Source organism: Clostridium sp. CTA-5 (genome assembly GCF_054768135.1).
The window spans coordinates 56,949-76,111 of sequence record NZ_BAAAAT010000014.1; the positions used below are offsets into that span (position 1 = coordinate 56,949).

Genomic DNA, 19,163 nt, shown 5'->3' on the forward strand with positions numbered 1-19,163 from the left:
GCTTTTTAGAACTCTTAATAAAGATTTGTACAATTAATTGCTTGTCATGAATCTTTGATTGGGAGCATGCGTTAATTGGACTAAGCTTTATTTTAGAGTTCTTAAAGTGAATTCATCTGTCCATGAGCTTTATACTACAATATCAACATTCACTTAAAACATAATGTTTAATTTGGCTATGTTTTTATTTCTCATTTTATTAAGTATTTGCCCACTATCTTTTAAATAATACATTTTTATAATATACTATTTTTATAAGTCATTAAAATTAAGGATGTGTAATTATATGATAAGAACTATAATATTCTATTTTAGTGTTATTATAAGTCTATTATTTCTTTCCTTATTCGGAATAGAAATTAAATTCTTAGAAAAAAAAGGTGATACTAAAAAAAGAGCTGAATTTATTCATAAGACAACCACTAGATGGGCTAAATTTGTTATGAAATTAAGTGGTGCACGAGTTAATATAATTGGAATAGAAAATATACCAAAGAATCAAACAGTATTGTTTGTATCTAATCATCAAAGCAATTTTGATATTCCATTATTAATGTCATCTATTGACGTTCCAAAAGGCTTTATTGCAAAGAAGGAATTAGAATCTTGGCCATTTATTAGTACTTGGATGAAATATTTAAATTGTATATTTATGGATAGAAAAAATTTAAGAAAATCCGCTCAGTCAATAGTTGAAGGTATTAAATTATTAAAAAGTGGATATTCTATGGTTATATTCCCTGAGGGAACTAGAAGTAAAGGAAAAGAAATTGCTGAATTTAAATCTGGAAGTTTTAAACTTGCTATAAAATCTAAATGTTTAATAGTTCCAATAACTATAAATGGTACTTATAAATTATTAGAACAAAATAAAAATATTATTAGACCAGCAGATATAGAAATTTTTATACATGAACCTATATCTACAAAAGATTTAACTAAGGAAGAAGAAGATAATTTACCAAGTAAAGTCCAATCAATAATAGTTAGTAAATATAAACATATTTCTTAGTATTAGGTAATTAAAGAAAATAATTTAGATTAGTAAGAACTTATAGATTTGAATAAGTTTCAAATTTATAGGTTCTTTTCAAACTTTGCAATAAAATTATTAAAATTTAGTACTTTATTAAATTTTCACCCGAATAAATTAACAAACTGTTAATGAAAACATTAATCACTTTAATAGATAAATTTTGTTTTTTATTTCTTTTAACTATTAATTGTATTTTTAGAATATAAAATGTTATTAAATATATTATAAGGTAATATTTTTTTTGACATGATGCCTATTACTCTGTTAAACTTATTTTATTTGGCTTATAGATGAAAAACTTAATTTTAAAAAAACATTATCTAAAGTAAAAAATCAATCAATTTTAAATAAAGAAACGAGGATATTTAATGAACAATAATCAATTTTCTATTTTAGGTCTTAAAGACACTATTGTAAAAGCAATAGATGACCTAGGTTTTACGAAACCTTCACAAATACAAGAAGAAAGTATACCTGTAACACTTCAAGGATTTGACTTAATAGGGCAAGCACAAACTGGTACTGGAAAAACTGCGGCTTATGGATGTCCTATACTTAGCAAAATTACTAAATCTGAAGGAATTAAAGCTCTTATTTTAGCACCAACAAGAGAACTTGCCGTTCAAGTTAATGATGAGCTTAATAAACTTTCAAAATATGAAAAAACTGTTGTATTACCTGTTTATGGTGGAGAATCAATTGATAGACAAATAAAAGCTCTTAAAAGAAATAATGTAGAAATAGTTGTAGGAACTCCTGGTAGAGTACTTGATCTTACTAAAAGAAAAATTCTTAAATTAGATACTATAGAATGTTTAGTATTAGATGAAGCAGATGAAATGCTTAATATGGGATTTATTGATGATATCGAAACTATTATAAATCATACTCCTGAAGAAAGACAAACATTACTATTTTCTGCTACAATGCCACAACCAATAGCAAAGCTTGCTAAAAATTATATGAAAGCTGATGTTAAGCATGTTGCTATTAAAAAAAGTTCTCTTACAGTTTCTAAAATTGAACAAAATTATTTTATGATTAATAATAAACATAGACTAGAAGCTCTTTGTAGATTATTAGACTTAGATAATCCATCTTCTGCTATAATATTCTGCCGTACAAAAAGAGGTGTTGATGAATTAGTTGAAGAATTACAATCTAAAGGATATGTAGTTGAAGGAATGCACGGTGATATGACTCAAGTTCATAGATTAACTACATTAAAGAAATTTAAAGAAGGTTCTTTAAATCTATTAATTGCTACTGATGTTGCTGCTAGAGGAATTGACGTTGATGGTGTTACTCACGTAATAAATTACGATTTACCACAAGATGTAGAATCTTATGTTCATAGAATAGGAAGAACTGGTAGAGCTAACAGAACTGGTACTGCTTATTCATTAGTAACTCCAAAAGATTTTTCAATGCTTAAGCAAATTCAAAAAGTAACTAAAAGTACTATAACTCAAAAAGCTATTCCAACTGCAGAAGAGATTCATAATAAGAAATTTAATAATATGGTATCAGAAATTAAATCAACTATTGATGAAGGAGATTTTGCTAAATTTATTCCTAGTGCAATAGAATTAAATGAAAACTATGATTCTATATCTATAATTGCAGCTTTAATAAAAGTGAAATTTGAAAATGAAAGTGTTTTTGAATATAGTTCAAATAAATTAGAATCACCTAGCAAAAAAGAAGACGTTCGTTTATTCTTCTCTGTAGGTAAAAGAGATGGTTTAACTCCAAAAGTTCTAATAAACTATATTAAAGATATGACTAAAATTAGTGCTTCAGCAATTGGTCAAATAGATCTTATGGAAAACTTCTCATTTGTAACTGTTGAAGAAGGCGTTTCTTCAAAAATATTAAACAAATGTCCTGGCGGTAAGATTAACAAAAAAAGAGTTAATGTTGAGATTGCAAATAAGCGTAAAAAATAATATTTAGCTTTTATGTAATATTAGGGAAGATTTATATTAGGGAAATCCTAAATTAATATCCTCCCTTTTTATTTAATCTTCAATATAATCATTTACATCTACTATCTTTGATTTTGCATCCAAAATATACTTTTTAGGCATTGATATTCTAAGTATACCATTTTCCATAGTTTTTATTAATTTAGTTTCTTCAATTGCTTCAATATTATCAAATTCTTTTATATAATTCTTTTTAACCATATAGTTAGATGTAAACATTCCATTATTAGCTTTATTCATCTCAAACTTATTTAGATTAATAGAAATTTTTCCTGGATCATACCTTATACTTGTTTGTCTTAAATCAACTCCTTTTAATTCTATACTTAAAACATACATATCATCATATTCCTCTAAATTAATAAATTCAGCTTTTTCTTCTTGTTTATCTTCTTTATTCTTTATTCTATAACTCTCGTCTCCCATATTATACTCTTCTGTAAAAATTGATATATCAATATTTTCTAAAAAATCCCCTATAATACTTCCTACTCTATTTAAATCAATAGTCCCTCCAAATTTAAAAGGAAATATTCTAAACACAATATACCTCTAATACAAATTGCTATAATTTATATTATTATAAAACTTCTTAAATGTTAAACTTAATATATATAAGTTCTAATAAAGTTTGTTCATTAAGATAAATCTTAGAATATTTATAAATGTTCTGACTAACCATTCTAGTGAGGAACTTATATAAGAAATTTATGATATATATACTTCTAACTAGATAGTATTATTCAATGTATGCTAGTCTATTTTACATACGCAGAATCCCCTGATAACCCAACTAACAAGAAGTTACTTCCTTGTCTAACACAAAATATTCGTTGCATCTTTTACTTATTGTTTGTTTCCATATTACTAATAAGTATTTCTTTAAATTTATTTATATCTCTTTCTGTATCCTTTATATCTAAAGAATTTAATCCACCTCTTCCAAGTCTATCACTAAGTGAAATTAATGAGATATCATCTATATCAACATCTTTTAATAATCCAGTAATATCTTTAAATTTAAAATCTTTAGTTACAAATAAACTTTGCATATGCCATCTTATTAAATATTTTACTTGTAATATAAATTCTTCACTTTGATTAAAATATTTTAAAAATTCTTCTGCCATTTCTGCACCTACTTTGTCATGGTCATAAGATGTTAATCTTCCCTTTCTCATTTTAGTAGTTGGTTTTTTACCTATATCATGTAATAAAAGTGTCCACATAAATACTCGTTTATCTCTGCTTTTATTCCTATTTTTAGCTCCTTCATCCACTACCATCATTGTATGTATAAATACATCTCCTTCTGGATGAAATTTAGGATTTTGAGGGACCTCTTTTAATTCACCAATCATTGAAAATGGATATTTATTAAATATTCCATCACTTAATTCCTTTTCTAAAAATATAGATGGCTTATCATCATTAATTAAATGTTTTTCTATGTTTAAAAATATATCTATATCATTCATATCATTTTTTCTCCTACTATAATATTTTAATTAATAATGTTTTAAAACATTGTTAATATTATTATTCCAAAAACCTATGGTATTATAATAAAGTGTCTAAAAGAAAATAATAGATTAAAAATATACAAATTTAATAGTCATTATTTTTTTAATACAACTAAAGCTCTGTTAAAATTATAAATCTATAACTTAACAGAGCTTTTTTAATAAATAAAATATTTTATAAATTACTATATTTTATTCAAACTGTATTTAAAATGTTCATGATAATGCTGTTATACCTCTTTCACCAGTTCTAATTCTTATACAATCACTGATATCAGTAATAAATATTTTTCCGTCCCCAACTTCTCCAGTCCTAGCAATTGAAGTAATTATTTCAATTATCTCTTCTAATTTATTATCCTCTACAACCACCTTAAGTTCTATTTTAGGCATGATATTCATTATATCATCTTCATCTTCATAAGATTCCACCCAACCATGTTGTTTTCCACAACCCATAACTTGACTAATTGTTACTCCACTGATTTTTGCTTCTTTAAGAGCTAATTTAATAGCTTCTAATTTTGATGGTCTTATAATAGCTTCAATTCTTTTCATAAACAATCATATCCTTTCTAATCAAGTCCTGTAAAGGATGGATAAGCGATCTCACTGTGTTGTGAGATATCAAGTCCATCAAACTCTTCTGAACTTGTAACTCTAATATCCACAAATTTTTGCATAACTTTTATAATTATAAACGTACTAATACCTGCAAATGCTATGGTTATAATAATACTAATAATTTGTGCTTCAAATAACTTAAATTCCCCAAAAATCAATCCATTCCATTGTGCTGCTGAATTAATAGATTTCTCTGTAAAAATACCTGTTGCTATTGCTCCCCAAATACCACCTACACCATGACATCCAAATACATCAAGTGCATCATCATAATTAAACTTAGGCTTAATATAATTCATGAAGAAAAAGCATATAGGAGATCCTATTGCTCCTATTATTATTGATGCATAAACAGGTACAAACCCTGCTCCAGGTGTTATAGATACTAAACCTATTACAGCACCTGTTATAGTTCCTAAAATAGTAGGATTACCATGTTTTATTTTTTCTATTAACATCCATGAAAGCATCCCTGCTGCCGCAGATGTATTAGTTGTTAAAAATGCATGTACTGCAAGTTCTCCTGAACTTAATGCACTTCCTGCATTAAATCCAAACCATCCAAACCAAAGTAATGCAGCTCCAAGAAATACAAATGGTATGTTATGTGGATTGTATTTCATTTTACCATACCCTTTTCTAGGACCTAAAATTATACATGCAACGAGTCCTGAAACGCCTGAACTTATATGAACTACACTTCCACCAGCAAAATCTAATGCTCCTAAATTTTTTATAATTCCACCATCTCCCCATACCATATGCGCAAGTGGATAATAAACAAAAACTGACCATATTCCTACAAATATAAATAATGATGAAAATTTTATTCTATCTACCAATGATCCTGTTATTAATGCTGGCGTTATTATAGCAAACATCATTTGAAATGTTGCAAAGAGAATGTGAGGTATATTATTAGCATAAATAGGGTTAGGATCTGCTCCAACACCTATAAAGCCTATGTAATTAAATCCACCAACTATTCCTCCTATATTTTCCCCAAATGATAAAGAATATCCTATTACTACCCATAATACAGATGCTAATCCACATATAAAAAATGAAGACATAATAGTGTTTAATATATTCTTTCTACGTACCATACCTCCGTAAAAGAATGCTAATCCCGGTGTCATTAAGAACACAAATGCCGTACATATCAGCATAAATGCGCTATCTGCTAAATTAACGTTCATATATATCCCCCCCATAAAAATATAAAATAAAAGACGCTTAAAGCCTATGCTCTAAACGCCTTTGTTTATTATATTGATAATATTAATATAATTAATAACTACTGTCAATATTATATTTATTACATCCTATTGAAATATATTTAATGTTTTCATTATAATTCCTTTAATCTCTTTATATTTATTAGGCATTTCTTCTTTTGCACTTATAAGTTGAATTAAATTAACTAAATCTCTAAGTTTAGCTATCTTATACCAGCCTTTAATAAGTTTTTTATCTGAATGCTTATTATATTCTTTTTCAAATATATTAATTAAATTTTCATCAAAATAATTTTCATACCTAAATAACTGACCTATATCTGCTAATGCGTGTCCCGCCATTGAAAATTCCCAATCTATAATCCCTGCTAGTTTTTTATTATTAATTAGTATATTAGTTCCCTGAAAATCTCCATGTACTAATGAAATATCTTTATCTAACTCTATTAAAGCTTGAAGATTGTTTTGTACTATAGTATTAATTCTATCAATAACATCCTGTCCTAATCTATTTTTAAAGTTTATATCCATAAAGTTAGCATACCATGTATATAATGGCGGTAATTTATTTACTACTTCTAATTTTTCATTAAATTCACCTATACTATTAAATTTAAATTTATGAATCATGGCTAATGCTTTAGCTACTTCTTTTATGAAATTTTCATCAATAATGTAACCATCTTTTATAGCTTGCCCTAATGTTTTACCTTCTATATACTCATAAAGTGCAAATGTTCTATTATTGATAATATAACTCTTTGAAATATAATATATATTTTGTACTTGTACTTTATCTTTAAGTAACTTTAATAAATTATTTTCTTTTTTATAATCACAATTTAACTCTGGAAAAATTTTTAATATATATTTTTTATTTGAATTAGTAATTTTTAAAATATAATTACTAGTTCTACATCCTTCATTGATTGGAATTATATTTTCAATTGTATTATCTTCTAATATCTCCTTAAGAAGTTTATTTGCTGTATGTAAATCTATATTTAAAAATGGAAGTGATCTTTCCCAATTATATTCCACTTATTTATCCTCCATAAAATCATAAAAAATTTCAAACTAAGGCACATGAAATAAAATAATAAATCAAAGATGCGATGTATATTTTGTGTCAGACGAGGAGCTAAGTCTTGCTAATAGTGAGCTATTAGTGAGACTTTGCGACGAAGTATGACACAAAATAAACGAGTATACTGGTCTATTATTTTTTGAATGTGCCTTAGATTAGCCTAAACTTTTTAAGGACTATCGTCAATAGATGTTTCCTATAAAAAAGGGTTTAAAGAAAAAATATTTTTCTTTAAACCCCTTTTTTTATAAATCAGTCTTATAAATAGCTATATATTTGTTATTAACTATTTAGCACAAATGATTCACAATCTGTACATTCTATCTTGCTAGGATTTGATTCATGTGTTCCTACGCTAATTTCTTGTAAAGTACAATAATTTTCATTGTGGTTATGATGTTTACAATTTCTAATTGAACATCTTATACTTGGATTTCTTTCCATTATAATCACTCCCTAAAGTTTACTTCAAAATTATTATGTACTTTATAAATAAATTTATACTCTTAATTACCTTTTATAATTAATTAACTTATTGTTGAAATATTAGTTTTTTAACCTTTATCTTCTCTTTTCCTATTTACTTATGCTAACTTCAAAGCTACTATTTATACTACTTTTAAAAATTTATAATTAAATTTATATAAAAACTTTAAATTAAAATTTTTTTAATTTACACATATATTTCTTTTAAGCATATATTATTTATTGTTAGTAATATTTTTTATAAATTAAGGAGTGATAATCTTGTCTGGGAAAATTTTAAATTATTATGCATGCGCTAATACATCCAAAGGTTTTTGCAATTTATTTCCATCCAATTTAGAAGGATTAGATAAAATATTTATACTAAAAGGCGGTCCTGGCACAGGTAAATCTACACTCATAAGATCAATAGGCAACTATTGGAATGAAAAAAATTATGATATAGAATTTATCCACTGTTCTTCTGATAATGGATCTCTTGATGGAGTAATTATTCCAAAACTCAAAGTAGCTATAGTTGATGGAACAGCCCCTCATGTTATCGAGCCAAATGCACCAGGTGCAATAGAGGAATATGTAAATCTAGGGGTAGCTTGGAATAGTGATAAATTAAAAGAACATACAAGTGAAATTATTAAAATTAAAGAACACATCTCTACATGCTATGAGAATGCTTACAAACTGTTTGCAAAAGCTCTTGTAACACATGATGATTGGGAAAAAATTTATATTGAAAATATGAACTTTAAAAAAGCCGATACTATTGCTAAAGATACCATTAATACATTAGTTGGAACTTCTAAGTTTAATAAAAAAGCTAATATTAAACATCGTTTTTTCGGTGGTGCTACTCCTAAAGGACCTGTTGATTTCGTTGAAAATTTAACTATTGATGTTCCAAAAAGATATTTTATAAAAGGAAGACCTGGTTCTGGTAAATCTACACTTCTAAAAAAACTCGTTAAGGAATGTAAGCTTAAAGGAATTGATGCTGAAGTTTATCATTGTGGTTTTGATCCTGATAGCTTAGATATGGTAGTAATGAGAGAATTAGGCTTATGTATATTTGATTCAACAGCACCTCATGAGTATTTCCCTTCAAGAGAAAATGATGAAGTATTAGATATGTATAAAGAATTAATAACAGAAAATACTGATGAAAAATATGCTAACACCTTATCTAGTATAACTAGTAAATATAAAGAATTAAATTCTAAAGGAATAGCTTATCTTGCAAAAGCAAAATCCTATCATGATGATTTAGAAAAAATTTATGTTTCTGCAATAGATTTTAGCAAAATTGATTCTATAAAAGATAATTTAATTAAATTGATAGATTCTTTAAGATAGCATTAATTAAAATATTTAGTAAAAGCCATTATATCCATTAATATAAAAAAGTTGATTCAAAATTATAAATTAATTATTTTGAATCAACTTTATATTATTTATCTATATTTTAAATATGTATTAATATCTTCCTAAAAATATTATCTTAAGATTATTATTAATATGTTTTTTATTTTATGAAGCATCATTCATAAAATTTCTTATTTTAGTTATGTAACTACTTGATATTTCTATAGCTTCTCTTTTAGTTTCATATATATTTTCTTCTCCAATAATATCTGCAATTCCCATATTACCCAAAACATGCATTGGTTGTTCTTGTACATGGGTTATTAAAAGTTTTATTTTTTGTTTTTTACAATAACCAACTATTTGTTTCAATGCATTTATTGCAGATGCATCTATTGCATAACTATGTCTCATATCTAGTATAAGTACTTCTGTTGATGGTTTTACTGAATTTACTTTTATTAAAAAATCTTGTACTATTCCAAAAAATAAAGGTCCATCTACTTGATATACTGAAATTTTACCATCTGACTTTCTTAACATATCTAATACATCATCATCAAATACTTTTTCATCTACTAAATCTCTAATTGCTGTAGTTTCAGAGACTCTTTTCATAAATAAGAACATTGTCATAATCATTCCAAAACCAATCGCAACTACTAAATCAAAGATTATAGTACAAAAGAAAGTAACTAATAATACCAATAAATCACTTTTAGGTGCTTTTAATAATGATTTAAATGTTCTCCATTCGCTCATATTATAAGATACAATTGCTAATATTGCTGCTAATGATGTCATTGGTATTAACTTTGCAATTGGCATTAAAGCTAACATTATAATTAACAATGTTATAGCATGCACCATTCCTGATATTGGACTCTTACCACCATTCTTTACATTAGCTGCTGTTCTAGCTATTGCTCCTGTTGCAGGTATACCTCCAAATAATCCTGAAACTATATTTCCTAATCCTTGTGCCACTAATTCCATATTTGAATCATGTGTATCACCGATCATTCCATCTGCAACAACTGCTGATAATAACGATTCTAAACCTGCTAAAATAGCTATAGTCATAGCTGGTGCAAATAATTGATTTATAGTACTTATACTTATGCTAGGCATAACAGGCATTGGAATAGCTGATGATAATTGTTGGAATCTATCACCTATAGTTTCTACTGGTAAATTCAAAAATTTCACCATTAAGGTAGCAACAATTAATGCAATCAATGAACCTGGTATAGTTTTATTAACCTTTGGCCAAAAAACTATGATTAACACACAAATAATCCCTATAACTAGTGTCCATATACTTAATGTGTTCATATTAGAAATATAACTTTGCCATTTAGGAACAAATTCTGCTGGTACCTTATCAATCTTTAATCCAAAAAAATCTTTAACTTGCGTTGATAATAATGTTATTGCTATACCACTTGTAAAACCTACTGTTATTGTTTGAGGTATGTACTTAATTAATGATCCAAATTTTAAAAGTCCCATTATAACTAACATAATACCTGCCATTATTGAAGCCGTAATTAATCCATTTAATCCATATTGCTGAATAATTGAATATATTATTATTACGAATGCTCCTGTTGGACCCCCAATTTGTACTTTACTTCCTCCTAAAAAAGAAATTATAAATCCAGCAAAAATTGCTGTTATAAGTCCTTTTTCTGGTGAAACTCCCGACGATATTGCTAATGCTATAGATAAAGGTAATGCTATTATTGCAACAATAATTCCTGATATAATATCTTTTAATAATTGTTGTTTAGTAATTTCTTTACCTTTAATCATTTTAAATAGTTTAGGCATCATTTCTTAACAACTCCTTTTTTGTTACATATGAAAAAAAATAATACACTAATTTTTTATTCAACTCATTATTAATTAAACAATATAAATATTCTTATTATTTAATTAAATATATTTTAATCTAAGTATAATATTATAGTATAAATTCTCTATATAAAGGGTTTTCATCCTTATTAGTACATTACTTTATTTCATATGTGCGAATTTAACCCATTATATATTACTCCTAAAAGTTTTAATCGTCAAAAATTTTATATTTTATATAATGTTTTATAAATAAAACATTATAATACTTAAATTCAATTAAATTACACTATAAATAACAAAAAGAAAATTATATAAAAAATAAATTATAATTTAAATAAATTTTTATATATTTAAACATAATTTATATAAGCTATAATAGATTTTACACATCATTTAAATCTCTTTAATCTTATAGATCCTTATTAACTAAAAAATAGGAATCAAGAGTACCCACTTCGTAGATAGTTTTTTTACACTAAAACATAATAAAATTTAACTTCTTGGAACTATAAATTTTATTATGCTCCTAAAGTTATTCACAAATTTGGCTGTATTATAAATTCTAAAAAAATAAAAAAGATAAAATTAAAAAGAATTTAATAATTCTTTTTAATTTTATCTATCCGAAATAGCCCTTATTTCTTATTGCTTTTACTATTGCATTTTATTTTGCCCCATATATAAATAAGTTATTTATAATAATAACATATTTTCTAATTTTTTTTCTAATTCTTTTGTTATATTTGTAAGTGGTAATCTTACTTCATCACTTTCAATTAATCCTTTTTTCTTTAAACAATATTTTAATGGTGTAGGATTTGGTTGCTCAAATAACATTGGAATAAAACTATCCAACTCCTTCCATATTTTAAGCGCTGATTGGTGATCATTTTCTTTTATATAATTATATACTTTAATAAAATCTCTAGTTCTTAAACTAGCTGAAGCTAAAATACCTCCATGACCACCAAGCGCAAGTGTTGTATAAAAAAGAGCATCCTCGCCAGTTAATACCGAAAAATCATTTGGTGCATTTAAAATTAATTCTGACGTTTGTTTCATACTCCCTGAACAATCTTTTATACCTACTATATTTTCTAGTTCTGCTAATTTAAATATAGTATCATTTTCAATATTAGAACCTGTTCTATAAGGAATATTATATATTATAATATTTAAATCTGTTGATTCAGATATTTTTTTAAAATGTTCATAAATGCCTCTTTGATTAGGTCTTGAATAATAAGGTGATACAGATAGTATTCCATCTACTTTATTGCTTTCAGCTATCTTTAACTTTTTAATTACTTCAATAGTATTATTTCCACCTAAACCAGTATAAACTTTTACCCTACCATTATTATATTCCATTGTTTTAGCTAATATTTCTTCATATTCCTCATTTGATATTGTTGGACTTTCTCCTGTAGTTCCTAGTGGTATGATTCCATCTACCCCTTCATTTACATAATGATTTACTAAATTTTCATATGATTTGAAATCTACCATACCATCTTTAAATGGTGTTATAAGTGGAACTATTATTCCTTGAATTTTCATTATTAATCCCCCTAACTAATTTTTACATAAGAAAAACCGTTGTAGTTATAACTACAACGGGTAGAGTTCATTTTTGCTAAAGCTTATAAAGATATTATATTAATAATATCTGATAAAATCCTTGTAGCACTCCACTTCCGTGACAGTTATACATATATTTTATGTATACCCAGAAATAAATTTTTGCATAACATATTTCTTCGGCCATTATACCTTTCCTTATTAATCAACGCTTGCCAACTCCTAATAAGTACTATTTATAATTAGCTCCTCTACCATAGGTCTTCGTATTTATTTTTATCTATTGTATCATTTACTTATAAAATTGTAAAGTACTTACAATAAGATTTATATGTTTAGGCTTGTCCTTATGAATTATAAATTTTATAATATACTTAATTTCAATACATAAAGGACTATTTCAAAATAAATATAATATATTTTAAGATAATGTATTTATTATAGTAAACAAACAAAAATCTTTCAAATTCATAATAAATTTTCTGAAATAGCCCTCTATAAATGATTAAAGGAGATAAAAATGGAAAATTTAAATATACTTGGTACTGGATCTGCTATGGTAACGAAATGTTATAATACTTGTTTTACTCTATCAAATAATAATGAGCATTTTCTTGTCGATGCAGGTGGTGGAAATACAATATTATCAAATCTTGAAAAAGCAAATATATCAATTAATCAAATACATAATATGTTTATATCACATAATCATAATGATCATATCCTAGGAAGCATATGGGTAATCCGTTCTGTAGCTCAAGGAATATTAAATGATAAATACACTGGAAGTTTTAATATTTATTGTCATAAAACTTCTATTACTGCAATTAAAGCAATATGTTCTTTTGTGCTTCAAAAAAAATTCTTAAAATTATTTGATGATAGAATTATATTTATTGAAATTGAAAATAACTGTAAGTTTGAAATCTTAGGAAGAAAAACAACTTTTTTTGATATAAATAGCACTAAACAACTACAATTTGGGTTTAAAACTACTTTATTAAATAATAAGAGTTTAACTTTTTTAGGTGATGAACCTTTTAGAGAAAATCTAAAAATATATTGTGAAAATGTAGACTATTTGTTCCATGAAGCATTTTGTTTATATTCTCAAAAAGATATATTTAAACCATATGAAAAACATCATGCTACTGTTAAAGATGCTTGTAAAAATGCTAATATTTTAAATGTAAAATCTATAATTTTATATCATACCGAAGATAAAAATTTAGAAAAAAGAAAGGAACTCTATACTAAAGAAGGTAAAGAAGAATTTAATGGTATAATTCATGTTCCTAATGATCTAGAAGTTATTGAGTTATAAGCATAATAAAAATGTTCTAAGTATATAGATACAGTTAGAATTTATCTATTACTTAGAACTCTTTATTTTATGAATATAAAAATATGTTTTCTACACGGTACTATAAATTTGATAAAGTTTATATAATAATAAATTTTTATATAAACTCACTCTTATTAGAATATTAATATTTATTTTTATAATAAGAAATTTTGATATAAATAACTTGTAAAATTATCAAACTCAAAATAATTATTCCTAAAATCATAAAAAATTCTTCTGGTAAAACATTAATAATTGGATCTAACCTTGGATCAAATAACCAATAGTCATTTCTAAAAAATATTCTATGAAACAAAGTAAAATACTTTTTAAAATCTACTAAAATTGCTGTGATTAATAATATAAAAAATATAATTAAATAATTTGCACTAATATTTAAGATTTTATATTTATTTATAAACTCCTGACATATAAATTTATCTCTTCTATTTTTTAAAAAGAAATATAAAATTAATATTATAATAAATATAAACATGTAAATATAAATCAATAAAAATATTCTTTTTACATCTTGAAAGTGAACTTCTCCTTGAGTACTCATAGAAAAATTATGAAATTCTAATTTTTTAATAAATGGATTCTGCAAATAATTAATTAATCCTCTATAATCATTCATAATCTCTTCTGGCATTATTCCATTTTTCTCAGATAACCTATATTTATTAATTACTATTCTATAAATAGGAGTTAAATTTAATGTAATAACTACTGATAATGCAATGATAAACAATGAATTAAATATTCCTAATATATTATTAATAATAAATTTAAAATTTTTATATTTATTGCTTTGAGGTTTATTATTCATTCTTTTTTCTCCTATATTTTATATATTATATTTTTAATAAATGTTTATATTCTATTATAAATAAAATTTTAAAACATAACTTTTATATGAAAATTAATTTTATTATTATAATTATAATCTATTAAGCAATTTATTTAATAGATATTTAAAATAAATAATTTTTAAAATGCATCTAATTTTATTATGAATTAATTTAATTTATTTAAACATCAATAAATTAACACTACAAATTTATATTTTAATATAATTTATCCTTAGAATTATCTTTAAAAAATAAAAAAACAGTTGATTTAAATTAGAAATAATTTAAATCAACTGTTTTTTCAGTTACATTTTAATAAAAATTATATATTTAAACTAAAATACTACGGTATCTTTTAAGTCAATGTTAATATAGTATAGTAATCTCAAACTATCATTTTAATTTGCTTTATATTAATGAACAAACTTTATTGTTACTTATATATTTTTAATATACCTTCTACTACTGGTAATAATATAATAATTTGTTTACCACATTTCTCATAATTTACACTAATATTATTAAATTTAACTTGTGATATATTTTCAGAATTAATAACTATCTTAAAATTATCATATTTCTTTTTATATTTTAAATGTGGAAATTTTATTTCTATATCTACTTCATTATTATTTTCACTCATATTAAAGCTATATAAGTTATATTCACCTTGTTTGTATGCAAAACTTTCTGCATCATCTAAGTAATGTGTATACTTTCCATTTCCAGGATATATATCAAGTGTTAATTCTTTAATATCCTTTTCCCCAATATAATTTTGTTCTGGATAATTAGGAATAATACTTCCCTTTTTAATATATATAGGACATAAATCTAACGGTGCTTCTCTCAATATTAATTTTTGTCCTTCTATTTCTTCTTTAGTCCAATAATCTATCCATGTACCTTCTGGTAAATATACTGCTTTTACTCTTTTACCTTGTTCAACAACAGGAGACACTAATATATTTTCTCCAACTAAAAATTGATCATTTATCTCATATACATTCTCATCATTACTATAATGTAATACTAGAGGTCTCATAACAGGTAAACCAGTAGTTTCCCCTTGCCATAAAAGATCATATAAATAAGGAATTAATTTATATCTTAATTTTATATATTTTCTATTAATATCTAATGTTTCTTGCTCAAATGCCCAAGGTTCTTGATCTCTTGTAGATAAGGCAGAATGATTTCTAAATAAAGTTGAAAAACATCCTACTTGAACCCATCTAGATAATAATTCCTTTGTACAATCAAAACTAAAACCACCTACATCTACACCAGCAAAACTTAATCCACTAAGTCCTAAATTACATAACATAGGAATTGACATTCTTAAATGTTCCCAAAAACTTTGGTTATCGCCTGTCCACACTGTAGAATATTTTTGTGATCCTGCATAACATGCTCTTGTTATTACAAATGGACGTTTCTTTGTATACTCCTTTATACCTTCATAAGTAGCTTTACTCATTAAATGACCATATACATTATGAACTTCTCTATGGTCCCCTCCACGCCCTTCGTTATTAAACTGAACATCATCTGGTAAAGGACCATTAAAGCTTGCTGGTTCATTCATATCATTCCATATACCACTTACTCCAGTATCCATCATTATTTTTTGATTATTAGCCCACCACTTTCTTACTTCACTATTTGAAAAATCAGGGTACACTGCATCTCCTGGCCATACTTTGTTTACATAAGTTACATCATCTTTATCTGTCGCAAAATATTTGTTTTTCATACCTTCATCATATATGTTATAACCTTTTTCTTTTTTCACACCAGGATCTATTATTGTCACTATCTTAAATCCATTATCTTTAAGATCAGATAAAAATTTATTAGGATTATTAAATTTTTTATTATCCCATGTAAATACCTTATAATTATCCATATAATCAATATCTAGATGTATAGCATCACATGGTATATCATTTTCCCTAAAGTTTTTTTCTAATTCTTTAATTCTACTTTCTGGATAGTAAGACCATCTTGATTGTTGATATCCTAATGTCCACATTTGTGGTAATGGTGTTTTTCCTGTTAAATATGTGTATCCATTAACAACATCACACATATTGTCTCCATTTATAAAATAATAATCTAAATTTCCATCATCTGAAGCAAAATAATAATAATCTTCATTTTCTTTTCCCATATCAAAATATGTTTTAAAATTATTATCAAAGAATATACCAAATGTATTATTTCCTGTTAAAGTTATAAAAAATGGAATGGATTTATATAATGATTTAAATGATTCTACATGTGGAGTAGGGTCATCTGTATTCCACATTTCGTATTCATATCCTCTTTTATTTAAATAACCTGTTTTATCTCCAAGTCCATAAAACTTTTCATCACCATTAAGTTTTTTTACAACTTGTATTTTAAAATTATTATTAGAATCTACAAGTTTATGACCTTCTAAGGCTGATAATTGACTTTCCCCACGTCTTAGAAAAGGTTTTCTTTCTGCTTTGTAATCAGAACATAATAATTCTAAATTTTTATTATAAAAATCTACTTTAAAATCGTCATATACTCTAATTATTAAGCTTCCAGTAGATACCTCTAAAAACTCTTCTTCTTTTTTTACATTGTAATCACATTCTTTTATTTCAAGATTTTCTATCGCTCTAGAAAAATGATCTTTATACTTAAATGGAGAAAAAACATTTACTATATCTTTAGTTATTATTTCTATAATACCTCTTCTATTTTCAAATTCTATATTTAATTTGTTTCTATCTTTCACATATGAAACAATTTTACCAAACATATCTTAACCTCCTGATATTATACTTGAATTTATATTATTTTAATCTTACAATAACATTATATCTACTTATGTAACTATTATGTTGTATGATTTTGTCTATAAATAACATTATTTTTACTTTTTATTATATATATGGAGGCAAATATGAAAACAAATACACTTAAAGAAAATGCAATTCATGGAGATGCTATGTTTCCATTAAAAATATATCGTAATACTGACTTTGAAGGTAACTACTCTTTACCATATCATTGGCATGAAGAAGTAGAAATTATTTTTGTAGAAGAAGGTGAAATCACCTTTAACATAGATATGAAACCAATAAATCTTTCTTCCAATCAATGTTTATTTATAAATAGTCATACATTACACTCTGCTAATGCATTAAATAATAACCGTTCAGTACATCATGCCATAGTTTTTGATATGAACATATTAAGTAGCTCATTATATGACTATTGTCAAAATAAATATATTGATCCCTTATTAAATAATACTTTAAGTTTTCCATCGTTAATTAATAATTCATTTACTTGCAGTCAAAAAATTTTATCAGAAATACAAGAATTGATAAATATATATTATACAAAATTCAATGGATGGGAATTAGGAGTAAAAGCAAGTTTATTAAAAATTATTTCACTTATAGCTCAAGACAATAAATTTATTAAAAACACCTCTATAACTTCGAGTTCAAATAACTATAAAGTCGAAAGAGTAAAATTAGTTCTTGATTATATATATAAAAATTATAGAAATAAAATATATATTGATGATTTAGCAAAACAAGCTAATATGAATACTCAATATTTTTGTAGATTTTTTAAATCTATAACTGGCAAAAGTCCAATATTATATATTAATCACTATAGAATAGAAAAAGCTGCTAAATTACTTCAAACTAAAGATTACACAGTTATGGATATATGTTTCAATGTAGGGTTTGATAATTTTAGTTATTTTATTAAAAAGTTTAAAGAATTTAAAAACTGTACTCCTAGTGAATATAGAAAGATGAATTTTAATTTTATAAAGTAGATTATATTAAATCTACTACTAATAATTATTTTAAAATATAACCTAAATAAAAAAGCTACGTATAGATAATCTTTTTATTTCTATACATAGCTAATTATTTTTTACACTAAAAAAGAGACAGTCACACTAACTATCTCTTTTACACTTACCTGGCAACGTCCTAATCTCCCACACAGTCTCCCATGCAGTACCTTCGGCGCTATAGATCTTAACTATCCTGTTCGGAATGGGTAGGAGTGTTACTTCTATGCCATCATCACCAGATTTACTTTGAAAGATTTGTTCTTTCAAAATTGCACATATTTTGTATATACTTAATTATTATTGGTCAAGCCCTCGACCTATTAGTA

General features: G+C 25.1%; 15 protein-coding genes, 1 rRNA gene and 1 riboswitch. Of the genes, 5 read left to right on the top strand and 11 right to left on the bottom strand.

What is annotated here, in order from left to right; translation table 11 throughout:
* Positions 1-286: 286 nt before the first annotated feature.
* Together ACYUET_RS17590 and ACYUET_RS17595 are read left to right on the top strand one after the other, a co-directional pair.
* Positions 287-1,012, top strand: coding sequence for a lysophospholipid acyltransferase family protein (locus tag ACYUET_RS17590; protein WP_460281784.1), 726 nt, complete (start codon positions 287-289; stop codon positions 1,010-1,012).
* Positions 1,013-1,404: 392 nt separating this feature from the next.
* Positions 1,405-2,985, top strand: coding sequence for a DEAD/DEAH box helicase (locus ACYUET_RS17595; RefSeq protein ID WP_460281786.1), 1,581 nt, complete (start codon positions 1,405-1,407; stop codon positions 2,983-2,985).
* A gap of 72 nt (positions 2,986-3,057) precedes the next feature.
* Here ACYUET_RS17595 and ACYUET_RS17600 read toward each other — a convergent pair whose 3' ends face one another.
* From ACYUET_RS17600 to ACYUET_RS17625, 6 genes are all read right to left on the bottom strand, one after another.
* Complete coding sequence (locus ACYUET_RS17600; RefSeq protein WP_460281788.1) at positions 3,058-3,567, bottom strand: Hsp20/alpha crystallin family protein; 510 nt, start codon at positions 3,565-3,567, stop codon at positions 3,058-3,060.
* Between the two features lie 299 nt (positions 3,568-3,866).
* Entirely contained in the window at positions 3,867-4,502 is a 636-nt protein-coding gene (locus ACYUET_RS17605) for an HDIG domain-containing metalloprotein (RefSeq protein ID WP_460281790.1), read from the bottom strand.
* Positions 4,503-4,763: 261 nt separating this feature from the next.
* Positions 4,764-5,105: a P-II family nitrogen regulator gene (locus ACYUET_RS17610; protein ID WP_460281792.1), complete on the bottom strand. Its 342-nt coding sequence runs from the start codon at positions 5,103-5,105 to the stop codon at positions 4,764-4,766.
* Positions 5,106-5,122: 17 nt separating this feature from the next.
* Positions 5,123-6,370 (bottom strand): ammonium transporter, encoded by a 1,248-nt coding sequence (locus ACYUET_RS17615; RefSeq protein ID WP_460281793.1) that lies wholly within the window; start codon positions 6,368-6,370, stop codon positions 5,123-5,125.
* A 126-nt stretch (positions 6,371-6,496) separates the two neighbouring features.
* The gene (locus tag ACYUET_RS17620; protein WP_460281795.1) at positions 6,497-7,450 is read right to left on the bottom strand and encodes a phosphotransferase family protein; all 954 of its coding nucleotides are present in this window, start codon (positions 7,448-7,450) and stop codon (positions 6,497-6,499) included.
* A gap of 328 nt (positions 7,451-7,778) precedes the next feature.
* Positions 7,779-7,940 (bottom strand): DUF1540 domain-containing protein, encoded by a 162-nt coding sequence (locus ACYUET_RS17625; RefSeq protein WP_460281796.1) that lies wholly within the window; start codon positions 7,938-7,940, stop codon positions 7,779-7,781.
* 303 nt (positions 7,941-8,243) lie between these two features.
* Here ACYUET_RS17625 and ACYUET_RS17630 point away from each other — a divergent pair, with 303 nt between their 5' ends.
* Positions 8,244-9,332 carry a PRK06851 family protein gene (locus tag ACYUET_RS17630; protein ID WP_460281798.1) on the top strand — a complete coding sequence of 363 codons (1,089 nt, stop codon included), beginning with the start codon at positions 8,244-8,246 and terminating at the stop codon, positions 9,330-9,332.
* 174 nt (positions 9,333-9,506) lie between these two features.
* Here the strand turns inward: ACYUET_RS17630 and ACYUET_RS17635 are convergent, their stop codons facing one another.
* Positions 9,507-11,177 (bottom strand): SulP family inorganic anion transporter, encoded by a 1,671-nt coding sequence (locus tag ACYUET_RS17635; protein ID WP_460281799.1) that lies wholly within the window; start codon positions 11,175-11,177, stop codon positions 9,507-9,509.
* Between the two features lie 717 nt (positions 11,178-11,894).
* Positions 11,895-12,761, bottom strand: coding sequence for a 4-hydroxy-tetrahydrodipicolinate synthase (gene dapA, locus ACYUET_RS17640; RefSeq protein WP_460281800.1), 867 nt, complete (start codon positions 12,759-12,761; stop codon positions 11,895-11,897).
* Positions 12,762-12,877: 116 nt separating this feature from the next.
* Positions 12,878-13,044: riboswitch (Lysine riboswitch) on the bottom strand.
* A 258-nt stretch (positions 13,045-13,302) separates the two neighbouring features.
* Here dapA and ACYUET_RS17645 point away from each other — a divergent pair.
* Entirely contained in the window at positions 13,303-14,106 is an 804-nt protein-coding gene (locus ACYUET_RS17645) for an MBL fold metallo-hydrolase (protein WP_460281802.1), read from the top strand.
* A 163-nt stretch (positions 14,107-14,269) separates the two neighbouring features.
* Here the strand turns inward: ACYUET_RS17645 and ACYUET_RS17650 are convergent, their stop codons facing one another.
* Both ACYUET_RS17650 and ACYUET_RS17655 read right to left on the bottom strand, forming a co-directional pair.
* Positions 14,270-14,956: a TIGR01906 family membrane protein gene (locus ACYUET_RS17650; RefSeq protein ID WP_460281804.1), complete on the bottom strand. Its 687-nt coding sequence runs from the start codon at positions 14,954-14,956 to the stop codon at positions 14,270-14,272.
* Between the two features lie 455 nt (positions 14,957-15,411).
* Entirely contained in the window at positions 15,412-17,775 is a 2,364-nt protein-coding gene (locus ACYUET_RS17655) for a glycoside hydrolase family 31 protein (protein ID WP_460281806.1), read from the bottom strand.
* A 144-nt stretch (positions 17,776-17,919) separates the two neighbouring features.
* Here ACYUET_RS17655 and ACYUET_RS17660 point away from each other — a divergent pair, with 144 nt between their 5' ends.
* The gene (locus ACYUET_RS17660; RefSeq protein ID WP_460281807.1) at positions 17,920-18,813 is read left to right on the top strand and encodes a helix-turn-helix domain-containing protein; all 894 of its coding nucleotides are present in this window, start codon (positions 17,920-17,922) and stop codon (positions 18,811-18,813) included.
* 147 nt (positions 18,814-18,960) lie between these two features.
* On the opposite strand, the gene rrf is transcribed toward ACYUET_RS17660, so the two are convergent.
* Positions 18,961-19,077: ribosomal RNA gene (gene rrf, locus ACYUET_RS17665) — 5S ribosomal RNA — on the bottom strand.
* Between the last annotated feature and the right edge of the window lie 86 nt (positions 19,078-19,163).